The 12886-nt window shown below is 65.4% G+C and carries 9 protein-coding genes; 7 read left to right on the forward strand and 2 right to left on the reverse strand.

Annotated elements, in window-relative coordinates; genetic code table 11:
- Positions 1-61 precede the first annotated feature (61 nt).
- Together G3O06_RS14575 and G3O06_RS14580 are read left to right on the forward strand one after the other, a co-directional pair.
- Complete coding sequence (locus tag G3O06_RS14575) at positions 62-925, forward strand: glycine betaine ABC transporter substrate-binding protein (RefSeq protein ID WP_174981160.1); 864 nt, start codon at positions 62-64, stop codon at positions 923-925.
- 179 nt (positions 926-1104) lie between these two features.
- Positions 1105-2760 (forward strand): APC family permease, encoded by a 1656-nt coding sequence (locus tag G3O06_RS14580; protein ID WP_174916015.1) that lies wholly within the window; start codon positions 1105-1107, stop codon positions 2758-2760.
- 172 nt (positions 2761-2932) lie between these two features.
- On the opposite strand, the gene purU is transcribed toward G3O06_RS14580, so the two are convergent.
- On the reverse strand, positions 2933-3817 hold the full coding sequence (purU, locus tag G3O06_RS14585) for a formyltetrahydrofolate deformylase (protein WP_205816505.1): 885 nt from the start codon (positions 3815-3817) through the stop codon (positions 2933-2935).
- 211 nt (positions 3818-4028) lie between these two features.
- Complete coding sequence (locus tag G3O06_RS14590) at positions 4029-4934, reverse strand: LysR family transcriptional regulator (protein WP_205816506.1); 906 nt, start codon at positions 4932-4934, stop codon at positions 4029-4031.
- 287 nt (positions 4935-5221) lie between these two features.
- Here G3O06_RS14590 and betC point away from each other — a divergent pair, with 287 nt between their 5' ends.
- The 5 genes from betC to G3O06_RS14615 all read left to right on the forward strand — a co-directional run bounded on the left by betC (position 5222) and on the right by G3O06_RS14615 (position 12445).
- Positions 5222-6757, forward strand: coding sequence for a choline-sulfatase (betC, locus tag G3O06_RS14595; protein WP_174970213.1), 1536 nt, complete (start codon positions 5222-5224; stop codon positions 6755-6757).
- A gap of 45 nt (positions 6758-6802) precedes the next feature.
- A complete protein-coding gene (choX, locus tag G3O06_RS14600) occupies positions 6803-7768 on the forward strand; it encodes a choline ABC transporter substrate-binding protein (protein ID WP_174970212.1) in 966 nt (321 codons plus the stop codon).
- A 259-nt stretch (positions 7769-8027) separates the two neighbouring features.
- A complete protein-coding gene (locus G3O06_RS14605; RefSeq protein WP_174916010.1) occupies positions 8028-9167 on the forward strand; it encodes a porin in 1140 nt (379 codons plus the stop codon).
- A gap of 386 nt (positions 9168-9553) precedes the next feature.
- The gene (cysS, locus tag G3O06_RS14610; RefSeq protein WP_205816507.1) at positions 9554-10966 is read left to right on the forward strand and encodes a cysteine--tRNA ligase; all 1413 of its coding nucleotides are present in this window, start codon (positions 9554-9556) and stop codon (positions 10964-10966) included.
- A gap of 228 nt (positions 10967-11194) precedes the next feature.
- Positions 11195-12445: an MFS transporter gene (locus G3O06_RS14615; RefSeq protein ID WP_174916008.1), complete on the forward strand. Its 1251-nt coding sequence runs from the start codon at positions 11195-11197 to the stop codon at positions 12443-12445.
- The last annotated feature ends 441 nt before the right edge of the window (positions 12446-12886 follow it).

The following is a 12886-nucleotide window of genomic DNA, read 5'->3' on the forward strand; positions in this document are numbered from 1 at the left end:
GATTTGTGGTTGAAGAACCTAGAGAGACAACGCGCGCAGGCGCACATCAAGGAGATCGACCATGAAGCTGTTCGGAAAATTGTTGTGGACCGGCGCACTGTCGGCAATGGTGGCGCTGAGCGCGTCGGCGCTCGCCGATACGAAGCCCACGCTGAAGATCGGCTACGTCGAAGGCTGGGATGACAGCGTGGCGACGTCGAACGTCGCGGCGCGTGTGATCGAGAAGAAGCTCGGTTACCAGGTCCAGCTCGTGCCGGTCGCCGCCGGGATCATGTGGCAGGGCGTGGCGCGCGGCGATCTCGATGCGACGCTGTCCGCGTGGCTGCCGGTCACGCACGGCTCCTACTGGGGCGAATACAAGACGAAGGTCGTTGATCTCGGCGCGAACTTTCCCGACGCGAAGATCGGCCTGATCGTTCCCGACTACGTGAAGGCGAAGAGCATCGACGATCTGAATGCCGAGAAAAGCAATTTCAGCGGCCGGATCGTCGGCATCGACGCCGGCGCCGGCGTGATGCGCAAGACCGACGATGCGATCAAGAGCTACGGGCTGAACTACACGCTGATGCCGAGCTCGGGCAGCGCGATGACGGCCGAGCTGTCGCGTTCGGTCAATGCGAACAAGCCGGTCATCGTGACGGGCTGGGCGCCGCACTGGATGTTCGCGAAGTGGAAGCTGCGCTTCCTCGAGGATCCGAAGAAGGTGTTCGGCGGCGCGGAGCACGTCGACAGCGTCGTGAATCCGGGGCTCGAAACGAAGGCGAAGCCGGTGGTCGCTTTCCTGAAGAAATTCCAGTGGAAGCCGGGTGAAATCGACAGCGTGATGCTCGCGATCCAGAACGGTTCGAAGCCGGAAGCGGCTGCCGATGCGTGGATCGCCGCGCACGCGGATCGCGTGAATGCGTGGACGGAAGGCGCGCAATAAACCGCGACGATACGACGCAATAAAACTACGACGAGACAGTCCGGGATTGATCGAAAGGATGCCGAAATAATCGCACTGCGATGCGGTCATATCCCGGAATTATTTTTTTTGATTCTGCAAGAAAGCCCGTAAATTGTTACACTACGGCCCTTGTGCGGAGTCATCACAGGAGGAATTGGATGAGTCAGGCAGGACTGCGTGCGAACAGCACCAGTGATGTTGAGGCAACCATCTCACATGATTCGACGGGCCACACGCTGCATCGTGGCCTGACTTGGAAAGACGCTTTTTGGGTGACGAGCGGCGTGCCGGCAGGCGTGCTGTTCACGATCGGCGGCGTATGCGCGACGATCGGCCAGCCCGCGTGGGCGATCTGGATCGCCGCGATCACGATGGGGCTGATTCAAAGCGCGACTTATGCGGAAATATCGGGACTATTTCCCCATAAATCAGGCGGCGCGTCCGTGTACGGCGCGATCGGCTGGGTCCGTTACAGCAAGCTGATCGCCCCGGTTTCCGTGTGGTGCAACTGGCTCGCGTGGTCGCCGATGCTCGCGCTCGGCTGCGGCCTCGCGGCGAGCTATGCGCTCACGAGTCTCTTTCCCGCCGACGCGGCGGTGCTGCACTGGCAGCTCAAGGTTGCGGATCTCGGGTTCATCAAGCCGGGTCTGTCCCTGCGGATCAATGCGACGTTCATCATCGCGACGATCCTGCTTCTCATTACGTTCAAGCTTCAGCACAGCGGTGCATCGAAGGCTGCGCGTACGCAGCGCATTCTCGGTATCGCGTCGCTCACGCCGCTGTTGATCGTCGGCATCGTGCCGTTCATCACGGGCGACGTGCCGATGTCGAACCTGCTCCCGCTGCTGCCGCTCGGTCACGACGCGCACGGCAATCTCACGACCGCGACGTTCGGCTCGTGGAACGGGCAGGGCGTCACGATGGCGCTCGGCGCGATGTTCATGGCCGGCTGGGCGTCGTACGGTTTCGAGACGGCCGTCTGCTACACGCGTGAATTCCGCGATCCGCGTCGCGATACCGCCAAGGCGATCTTCTGGTCGGGTGCACTGTGTCTCGTCGTGATGACGCTCGTGCCGATGGCGTTCCAGGGCGCGCTCGGCACGCAGGCGATGCTCGATCCGTCGATCGGCGACGGCACCGGCGTCGCGGCCGCGATGGCGAAGATCGTCGGCGGCGGCGCATGGGTCGCGAATGCGGTCGTCGTGATGCTGATGCTGTCGATCCTGCTGATCGTGATGACGTCGATGATGGGCTCGTCGCGCACGCTGTACCAGGCGTCGGTCGACGGCTGGTTGCCGAAGTACCTGTCGCACGTGAACGAGCACGGCTCGCCCACGCGCGCGATGTGGACCGATCTCGGCTTCAACCTCGTGTTGCTGATGATGTCGGACTACATGACGGTGCTGTCGATCTCGAACGTCTGCTACATGCTGTTCGTATTCCTGAATCTTCAGTCGGGCTGGATCCATCGGATGGATCGCGGCAACTGGGATCGGCCGTTCCGCTGCCCGACCTGGCTGCTCGTCGCCGGCTCGATCTGCGGCTACGCGAACCTGGTGTATGTCGGCGCGGGCGCGAACCTGCAGGGCGAAGGCACGCTGCGCAACGGGCTGATCGCGATGCTGCTGATCGTGCCGGTGTTCCTGTTCCGCCACTACTGGCAGGATCGCGGCCGCTTCCCCGCGCAGATGCAGCGCGATATGGAGCTCGAGGTGCCGAAGCGCGCGATGTGGCTGAGCCTGATGCCTTATGCGGCGCTGGTCGGCGCGGGACTGACGATCTGGCTGTCGTATTACTTTGCCTGGGTGAAGTGACGCGGTAGCGCACGCGCTGCGGCGCGCGGCGGCTCCGGAAACCGCACACGGAGCGTCGCGTGGCGCATCGCGCGCAACGTGACGACAAAAAAGGCTCGACCGGTACATACCAGTCGAGCCTTTTTCGTTTCTGCCGCGTTTCTGCCGCGTTTCGACCGCGATTGCTTTCCGCTTACGAAAACACCACCGTCCGATCGCCGTTCAGGAACACGCGCCGCTCGATGAACGCCTTCACCGCGCGTGCGAGCGTGATGCATTCGACGTCGCGGCCCACCGCGAGCAGTTGCTCGGGGCGCAGCGCATGATCGACGCGCTCGACCACCTGCTCGATGATCGGGCCTTCGTCGAGATCGTCGGTGACGAAGTGCGCGGTCGCGCCGATCAGCTTCACGCCGCGCGCATGCGCCTGGTGATACGGCTTCGCGCCCTTGAAGCCGGGCAGGAACGAATGATGGATGTTGATCGCGCGGTTCGCGAGCTTCGCGCTGGTTTCCTGCGACAGCACCTGCATGTAGCGCGCGAGGATCACGAGTTCCGCACCGCTCGACTCGAAGAAGTCGAGCCACTGCGCTTCCTGCTGCGCCTTCGTATCGGCCGTGATCGGGAAGTGGCGGAACGGCAGCCCGTGCTGCGCGGCGAGCGGTTCGAAGTCGGGATGGTTCGACACGATGCCGACGATATCCATCTTCAGCTCGCCCATCCGCCAGCGGAACAGCAGGTCCGCGAGGCAGTGCTCGAGCTTCGACACCATGATCAGCACCTTCGGCCGTGCGTTCACGTCGTGGATGGCCCACTGCGTGTTGCCGTCGTGGCCGCCGAGCTCGGCCGCAATCGGCCCGAACTCCTGGCGCAGCGCGTCGATCTGCAACGATTCATCCGTCGGATGAAACACGCAGCGCACGAAGAAGTGGTTGCTGAGATCGTCGTCGAACACGTTCAGCGCGTCGACGTAGCAGCGATGGCGCTCGAGAAAGCCGACGACGGCGGCGACCTGGCCGGCCGCGCTTGGGCACGACAGCGTCAAGACGAATTGATCGGGGCGTGAGTCGGCGGTCATGAGGTTCCTCGGATGTCATGGGGCGCGAACCCGCGCGGCGGCGCATCGGGCGCCGGGCTACGCGGGTAGCGGGAGGCTCAAGTAAATCAGGACGATTTTGGTACGGATAGAACCAACCCGCCGTGTGGCTGGTATCGGCGCGCCAGTGCTGCCGGGCGGGCCCGGCCCGTGGGGCGTCAGGCGGATCGCTGCCGACGGGCAGGGCGGCCGTTCAGGCCGGCGAGCACGCGTCGAGCAGCCAGCGCCGGAACACGTGGGTCGCGTCCGGCTCGGGCCGCTGCGGCGGCCGCACGAGGAAGTAGCCGCGCGACGTGACGACCGGCGCGTCGACGAGCTTCACGAGCTGCCCGGACGCGACGAGTTCGTCGACGAGCGGTGACCAGCCGAGCGCGACGCCTTCGCCGAGCAGCGCCGCATGGATCACGAGCGCATAGCTGTTGAAGGTCACGCCGCGCGCGGCGGCCGCCGTATCGAGGCCGTGCGCGTCGAACCAGCCCGACCACGACAGCCAGCGCTCGGGGCGCGTCGGCTGCACGTGCAGCAGCGGCAACGCGAGCAGGTGGTCGGCCCGTGCGACGTGCGGGTGCGCATCGCGGAACGCGGGCGAGCACACGGGCGCGACCGATTCCGGAAAGAGCCGTGCGGCCGTGCACGACGGCCAGTGGCCGTCGCCGAACAGGATCGCGATGTCGCCATGGTCGCGCTGCGCGTCGTAATCCTGTGACGTGACGACGCGCACGTCGACATCCGGCATCACGCGCTTCAGCCCGGCCAGGCGCGGCATCAGCCAGTAGGTGGCGAAGCCGAAGTCGGTGACGATCGTGAGCGCGCCGTGCTCGCGGCGCGCACGCAGGGTCGCGGTTGCGCCGCGCAGCGTGTCGAGGCTCAGCCGCACGGCTTCGTACAGGCACTGGCCGTCGGCCGTCAGCGTGACGCCGCGCGGGCTGCGCTCGAACAGCGGCACGCCCAGTTCGGCTTCGAGCTGAAACACCTGCTGGCTCACGGCAGGCTGGGTGGAGCCGAGCTCGCGCGCGGCGGCCGTGAAGCTCGCGAGCCGGGCGGCCGATTCGAACGCGCGCAGCGCCTGCATCGACGGTAACGGTTCGGATTTCGACATAAGTCCCTCTAATGGCCCCATAAGGGCCGGACGCCTACCCGCGCGAATTCGGGCGGGTGATAGTGCATCGGACGGTGCGACACACGTGTTTCACGGCCTGCGTCAACGCCTGCTTCAAAGCCTGATTCAAAGCCTGCTTCACGGCCGCCGCGCAACGCATCCCGCGATTCTAGCGAGCGCGGCCCGCCCGCGCGGCACTTTCATCGAGCCGCTTCCGTCATGCCGGACGTCCCGCTGCGCGAGCGGCGTGCCGTTCCATTCGAACACCGTTTTCCCCACGACAGCCGATGACGAACCCGACACCCAACATCCTGATCCTGATGGCCGACCAGCTCACGCCGTTTGCGCTGCCGGCCTACGGCAATCGCGTCGCGCGCACGCCGACGCTGGACCGTCTCGCCGCGCAAGGCGTCGTATTCGATGCCGCGTATTGCGCGAGCCCGCTGTGCGCGCCGTCGCGTTTCTCGCTGCTGACGGGCAAGCTGCCGTCGGGGATCGGCGCCTACGATAACGCCGCCGAATTGCCGGCGCAAACGCTGACGTTCGCGCACTACCTGCGCGCGGGCGGCTACCGGACGATGCTGTCCGGCAAGATGCATTTCTGCGGGCCCGACCAGCTGCACGGCTTCGAGGAGCGCCTCACGACCGACATCTATCCGGCCGATTTCGGCTGGGTGCCCGACTGGGACAGCCCGGCCGAGCGGCCGAGCTGGTATCACAACATGAGTTCGGTGCTCGAGGCGGGCCCGTGCGTGCGCACGAACCAGCTCGATTTCGACGACGAAGTCACGTTCGCCGCGAAGCAGAAGCTGTACGACGTCGCGCGCGAGCGCGCGGCCGGGCACGATGCGCGGCCGTTCTGCATGGTCGTGTCGCTGACCCATCCGCACGATCCGTATGCGATCACGCGCGAATACTGGGATCTCTACAGCGACGACGAGATCGACCTGCCGGCCGTGCGCCTCGACGCGGCGGACAGCGACCCGCATTCGCAGCGGCTGCGCTTCGTCTGCGAGAACGACCGTACGCCGCCCACCGACGCGCAGATCCGGGCCGCGCGCCGCGCGTACTACGGCGCGACGTCCTACGTCGATGCGCAGTTCGGCAGCGTGCTCGCCGCACTCGAACAGTGCGGATTCGCCGACGACACGATCGTGATCGTCACGTCCGACCACGGCGACATGCTCGGCGAACGCGGGCTCTGGTACAAGATGACGTTCTTCGAAGGCGGCTGCCGCGTGCCGCTGATCGTCCATGCGCCGGGCCGCTTCGGCGCCGCGCGCGTGCGCGGGCCGGTGTCGCACGTCGACCTGCTGCCGACGCTCGTCGACCTGGCCGGCGCCGCACCGGCCGGCGGCTGGCCCGACCCGGTCGATGGCGCGAGCCTCGTGCCGCACCTGCATGGCACGCCTGCACACGACGTTGCGCTCGGCGAATACCTGGCGGAAGGCGCGGTTGCACCGGTCGTGATGATTCGCCGCGGCGACTGGAAGTACGTGCATTGCCCGCTCGACCCCGATCAGCTCTACAACCTCTCGGACGACCCGCGCGAGCTGACGAACCTCGCCGGCACGCCGGAAGCCGCCGACGTACTCGCCGCATTCCGCGCGCAAGCCGCGCAACGCTGGAACCTGCCCGAGCTGGACCGGCAGGTGCGTGCGAGCCAGCGGCGCCGGCGCTTCCATTACGCGGCGACGACACAGGGCCGCATCCACGCGTGGGACTGGCAGCCGTTCACCGACGCGAGCCAGCGCTACATGCGCAACCACATCGAGCTCGACACGCTCGAGGCGATGGCGCGCTTTCCGCGCGTCGGGCGCTGAGCGTCCCGCATCGCGATCACTGACGAACGACGGAGGAAGCGGACGATGGAACGGCAATGCAATGCAGCAATCCGGATCGGCGCGGCACTCGCCGCGGCCGCGTGCGTGATGACGACGCAGGCCGCGTACGCGGCCGACCCGCAGACGTGCGGCGACGTGAAGATGGCCGCGCCCGGCTGGACCGACATCGATGCGACGAACGCGATGGCGGGTGTCGTGCTGAAGGCGCTCGGCTACCGGCAGGACGTGGCGAACCTGTCGGTGCCGATCACGTACCAGGGGCTCAAGAAAGGGCAGGTCGACGTGTTTCTCGGCAACTGGATGCCCGCGCAGGCACCGCTCGTGAAGCCATTCGTCGACGAGAAATCGATCGACGTGCTGCACGCGAACCTGAGCGGTGCGAAGTTCACGCTCGCGGTGCCCGACTACGTGGCGGCCGCCGGCGTGCATACGTTCGCCGATCTCGCGCGCTACGCGGATCGCTTCGGCGGCAAGATCTACGGGATCGAGCCCGGCGCGCCCGCGAACCAGAACATCAAGCGGCTGCTGTCCGACCATGCGCTCGGTGCGGCGAACTGGTCGCTCGTCGAATCGAGCGAGACGGGCATGCTCACGCAGGTCGAGCGCGCGGTACGCGACAAGCGCTGGATCGTGTTTCTCGCGTGGGAGCCGCATCTGATGAACACGAAATTCCACCTGACCTACCTGTCGGGCGGCGATGCGTATTTCGGCCCGAACTACGGCGGCGCGACGGTCAACACGGTCACGCGCGCCGGGTTCGCGGGCCAGTGCGCGAACCTCGCGCGGCTGTTCCGGCAGATGACGTTTTCCGTCGACGTCGAGAACCGGATGATCGCCGACATGCTCGACCACAAGACGTCGCCCGCGCTCGCGGCGCAGCATGCGCTGAAGGCCGACCCGGCGCTGGTCGCCGGCTGGCTGGACGGTGTGACGACGGCAGCGGGCGCACCGGGCCTGCCAGCGGTGCGCGCGGCCCTCGACGGGCGCTGATTTTCTCCCCCGGGCGGCCGGTTTTTAGCGTGCCGCCCGTCTACGTGTTTTCCCGACCGGGTCGCATCGTGACCATTTGGTGTCGCCTTCAGACGGGTGACGTGAAATATGGGTTTGTATTTTTCGCCAATGGCTGCGTTATTGCGGAAAACGAAATTCCGAAGCCATCAGGCGTACCGAATTCGAATCCACCGGCGCATCGCGGCACGCGCCGGGACGAGATTCTATCCATCGAACGGTTCAGGGAGGGTGGTCGATAATGAAGCATACGAAAGTTGCCGTAGCCGCCGCGCTTGCATGCGCGGCCTGTGTACCCGCCATCGGGCATGCGCAGAGCAGTGTGACGCTGTACGGGATTCTCGACGCGGGCATCACGTACGTGAACAACACGGGCGGTTCGCACGTGGTCAAGTTCGACGACGGCGTCGCTTACGGGAACCGCTTCGGCCTCAAGGGCACGGAAGATCTCGGCGGCGGCCTGAAGGCCGTGTTCACCCTCGAGAGCGGCTTCCGCCTCGGCACCGGGCAGCTCGGCTTCGGCGGCTCGGAGTTCGGCCGCCAGGCGTATGTCGGCCTGCAGAACGACTGGGGCACGCTGTCGTTCGGCAACCAGCTCGACATCACGAACGAGCTTGTATCGATCTACAACATCTCCGCGTGGGGCAGCGGCTACGCGATTCACCAGGGCGACTTCGACCGCTTCAACGGCGACCGCCTGCCGAATTCGGTGAAGTTCCTGTCGAACGACCTGAGCGGCTTCAAGTTCGGCGCGATGTACTCGTTCGGCAACGTCGCGGGCAACTTCCATCGCAACAGCGCATGGAGTGCGGGCGCGAGCTTCACGAAGGGTGACTTCTCGATCGGCGCCGCGTACACGCGCCTGAACAACCCGAACGGCATCTACGCGTTCGATCCGTACGCGATGATCGGCACGCATACGTTCCTCGGCCAGCAGACCGTCACCGTCGATCCGGCGACCGGCGCACGCACCGACCTGTTTGCGAACACGCCGATGGATGTCGACAGCCAAGGCACGTTCGGCATCGGCACGAGCTACACGATCGGCAAGCTGACGCTCGACGGCAACTTCTCGTACACGACGATCAAGGGCTTCGGCCAGTCGTCGCACATGCAGGTCTATGAAGGCGGCGGCTCGTACCAGTTCACGCCGGCGTTGAGCCTGATCGCCGGCTACCAGCACACGCGCTTCGAAGGCCATCACTGGAACCAGGGCACGGCGGGCCTGCATTACATGCTGTCGAAGCGCACGGACGTGTACATCTCCGGCGATTACCTGCGCGCGTCGCAAGGCGTGGACGCGGTGATCGGCTACAGCTTCACGCCGTCGACGACGCAAACGCAGGCCGACGTGCGGATCGGGATGCGGCATTCGTTCTAAGTGGGTGGTGTGGAGCAGCGACGTCTTCAGCGAGCGGTCTCTCTTTGGCGCGAACTACGGTTCGCGCTTTTTTTTGACGGGTGCAAGCGGGCATGAAATGCATCCGGCCGGTGCCGGCCGCCTGGTCGTTCCCCGTCGATCGTCTCCGGGAACGGCCGCCCGACGGGTATTGACCATTGCCGTCTATAGGCGCTAGCATCGTCCGCATGCTTGATCGCGCCATTTCCCCCTCTTCGCTGATCCGTGCATGTTGTCAGAACATGCCTGGGGGAAGTTGCGTCTAGCGAACTCGCTAAACATTCAAGCAATCGCCTTCCGGCCGCCTGTGATGCAAAACAGGCGGCCTTTTTGTTTTTGGGCCGACACTTTCGGGACGGAGAAACTCGATGCCGCTTGCGCTGTATGACACCTGGTCGCGTACCGTGCGCCCCTTCACGCCTATCCGGGCCGGGCAGGTCGGCATGTACTGCTGCGGCCCCACGGTCTACGATGATGCCCACATCGGCAACCTGAGAACCTACGTGTTCGAGGATCTCCTGCGCCGCGTACTGGAGCGCAACGGCTACGCGGTCCGGCACGTCGTCAACATCACCGACGTCGGCCACCTGACTTCGGATGCGGACGAAGGCGAAGACAAGATGGAGAAGGGGAGCCGTCGGACCGGCGAATCGGCGTGGGCCATCGCCCGGCGCTACACCGAAGCGTTCGTCCGGGACTGGCACGCGCTCAACCTGCTCGAGCCGACGGTCTGGTGCCGCGCCACCGATCACATCGCCGAGCAGATCGCGTTCATCGAAACGCTCGACCGGGCCGGCTACGTCTACCGGACGGACGATGGACTCTACTTCGACACCAGTCGGCAGGACGACTACGGTTATCTCGCGCGGCTGGACCGCGCGGGGTTGCAGGCGGGCAAGCGGGTGGCGCTGGGCGGGAAGCGGAGCATCACGGATTTTGCGTTGTGGAAGTTCAGCCCGGCCGACGTCAAGCGGCAAATGGAATGGGACAGCCCGTGGGGGCGCGGCTTTCCCGGCTGGCATATCGAATGCTCGGCGATGTCGGCGAAGTATCTCGGGACGCTGTTCGATATCCATTGCGGCGGCGAGGATCATATCGCCGTGCATCACAGCAACGAGATCGCGCAGACGCGGGCGGCCCACGGCACGCAACTCGCGAATTACTGGATGCACGGGCACTTCCTGACGCTCGACGCCGATACGAAGATGTCGAAGTCGAGCGGCGACTTCGTCCGTCTGCAGACCTTGCAAAGCCGGAATGTCGATCCGATCGCGTACCGTTACCTGTGCCTGACGGCCCACTATCGAAGCAAGCTGCATTTCACGTGGGCGTCGCTCGACGCGGCACACACCGCGCTGAATCGGCTTCGGCACCTCTATGCCGGCTGGCCTGACGGCGGGCGCGTCGATGCGGATTTCGCCGCGCGATTCGACGCCGAAGTGAACGAGGACCTGAATCTGCCCAGGGCGCTCGCGGTGCTGTGGGATCTGGTCAGGAGCAACCTGCCGCCCGCGACCCTGAAGGCGACCGTCGACAGCTTCGACGCCGTGCTTGGCCTCGGCTTGCGCGAATGGAGGCCGGTTGCGTTCGACGTTCCGGAACACGTCCGCGGGTTGCTCGGCGATCGTGAGCGCGCGAGGGCGGACAAGGACTGGGCGCAAGCCGACCGGATCCGGGAAGCGTTGAGCGCCGAGGGCTGGAGAGTCGAGGACACCCCCGAAGGCCAACGCCTGTTCGGCATCGCAGCAGGCTCGACCGATACGGGTATCCCGCCGCGGTGAAGCTCCCGGGGGCGCCTCGATCAGAAGATGAGGTGTCCGCACGATGACCCGGCGGCCGCGATCGGCGCGGCCGCCGGAATCGTCAGTTCCCACGCCCACTGCCCGTTTTCCGCGGTTGGCATATCATCGCGATTTCGTCGCGTCCGCACCGTTGTCGCGCGCACGCTCCGGCGTGCGCAGTCGTTTCCCGAACGGTACCGGCGCGCAGCGCCGCCCGCCGAGACCTCGATGACCGACCCCGTGCCCGACCCCAGTCCTTTATCCCCGTTACCCGCCAACCTGTTCCGCCACGTCCCGTTCCAGCGCTTCTGGGGCACGCGCGTGATGTCTTCCCTGGCTTTCCAGATCCTGTCGGTTGCCATCGGCTGGTACGTCTACGCGCTCACGCACAGCGCGTTTGCCCTCGGTCTCGTCGGCCTCGCGCAGTTCGTGCCGATGTTCGCGCTGACGCTCGTCGTCGGGCAGGTGGCCGACCGCTACGATCGCCGCCGCATCGCGACGATCTGCCAGGGCGTCGAAGCGCTGGCTGCCGGTGTGTTCCTGCTCGGCGCCGCACAAGGGTGGTTGGCCGCGCCGGCAGTGTATGCGCTCGCGGCGATCGTCGGCACGGCGCGTGCGTTCGAGTCGCCGTCGGTGTCGTCGCTGCTGCCGGCCGTCGTGCCGCGCACCGACCTGCCGCGCGCGACCGCGCTGTCGACTTCCGCGAACCAGGCCGCGCAGATCCTCGGGCCCGCGTTCGGCGGGCTGCTGTACGGTGTCGGCGCACCCGCCGCGTTCGGCACGAGCGTCGTCGCATTCGCGATCGCGGCGATGCTGAGCGGCACGATTCCGCTGCGCAGCGCACCGCCCGCCCGCGAGCCGGTCACGCTGCGCTCGGTGTTTTCGGGCATCGCGTTCATCCGGCGCGAGCCGGCGATTCTCGGTGCGCTGTCGCTCGACCTGTTCGCGGTGCTGTTCGGCGGCGCGACCGCGTTGTTGCCGATCTACGCGCGCGACATCCTGCAGGTCGGGCCGTGGGGGCTCGGTGCGCTGCGTGCGGCGCCCGCGGTCGGCGCGCTCGCGGGCACGCTGTGGCTCACGCGATTTCCGTTGAAAGGGCGACCGGGTCGCGCGATGTTCGGCGGCGTGATCGCGTTCGGCATCGCGACGATCGTGTTCGGGCTGTCGCGGCACTTCGCGCTGTCGCTCGTGGCGCTGGCGGTGCTTGGCGCGTCGGACGTAGTCAGTGTCGTCGTGCGGCTGTCGCTCGTGCAGCTGCGTACACCCGACGACATGCTCGGGCGCGTGAGCGCGGTCAATGCGCTGTTCATCGGCACGTCGAACCAGCTCGGCGAATTCGAGTCGGGCGTGACAGCCGCGTGGTGGGGCGCGCCGACGGCGATCGTCGTCGGCGGTACCGCGACGATTCTGGTCGCGCTCACGTGGATGCGGTTGTTCCCGCAACTGCGGAACATGACTTCGCTGGACCGAGAGCGTTGAAGCGATACCGACGCCGTTTCACGTCTGAATATTTCAAATACCATTCCATATTCAATCGAATTGCTTTCGTTGTTCGGTGCGATTAATCGTCTGATTAATAAAAAGGATCGTCCGAAGCTGGATTCGAGACGATTCAGGCAGCTCGAAATCCGTGTGAATCGGTCGGTTCCGAAATGCGGTCGCGAAGAAGTGCCTGATCCGTCAATGGCTTACTGGTCAACGGATTGCGGGCGTTTATCGTCAGAAGAATGTTGGCGCTAAATTACGAAATCCATTCCATAAATTACAAACAGGCTTCTGTAATTTTTCGAAACGATAATCATTGGTATGACAAAATTTCGGAAATTGAAACAAATGGAAATACATGAAATGATATCGATTCTCATTTTCATGGTCGGTCGGGCAAGCCCGTCGATCACTCGTCAACCGTAGCCAGCTAGC

The organism is Burkholderia sp. Ac-20345 (genome assembly GCF_017104825.1).
GTDB classification, from domain to species: Bacteria; Pseudomonadota; Gammaproteobacteria; order Burkholderiales; family Burkholderiaceae; genus Burkholderia; species Burkholderia lata_B.

What these genes read in the sequence shown, in the direction of transcription:
- betC (WP_174970213.1), top strand. Translation starts at nt 5,222, where the DNA reads ATGACGAACCCGACACCCAACATCCTGATCCTGATGGCCGACCAGCTC.
- G3O06_RS14615 (WP_174916008.1), top strand. Translation starts at nt 11,195, where the DNA reads ATGACCGACCCCGTGCCCGACCCCAGTCCTTTATCCCCGTTACCCGCC.
- choX (WP_174970212.1), top strand. Translation starts at nt 6,803, where the DNA reads ATGGAACGGCAATGCAATGCAGCAATCCGGATCGGCGCGGCACTCGCC.
- purU (WP_205816505.1), bottom strand. Translation starts at nt 3,817, where the DNA reads ATGACCGCCGACTCACGCCCCGATCAATTCGTCTTGACGCTGTCGTGC.
- G3O06_RS14575 (WP_174981160.1), top strand. Translation starts at nt 62, where the DNA reads ATGAAGCTGTTCGGAAAATTGTTGTGGACCGGCGCACTGTCGGCAATG.
- G3O06_RS14605 (WP_174916010.1), top strand. Translation starts at nt 8,028, where the DNA reads ATGAAGCATACGAAAGTTGCCGTAGCCGCCGCGCTTGCATGCGCGGCC.
- G3O06_RS14590 (WP_205816506.1), bottom strand. Translation starts at nt 4,934, where the DNA reads ATGTCGAAATCCGAACCGTTACCGTCGATGCAGGCGCTGCGCGCGTTC.
- G3O06_RS14580 (WP_174916015.1), top strand. Translation starts at nt 1,105, where the DNA reads ATGAGTCAGGCAGGACTGCGTGCGAACAGCACCAGTGATGTTGAGGCA.
- cysS (WP_205816507.1), top strand. Translation starts at nt 9,554, where the DNA reads ATGCCGCTTGCGCTGTATGACACCTGGTCGCGTACCGTGCGCCCCTTC.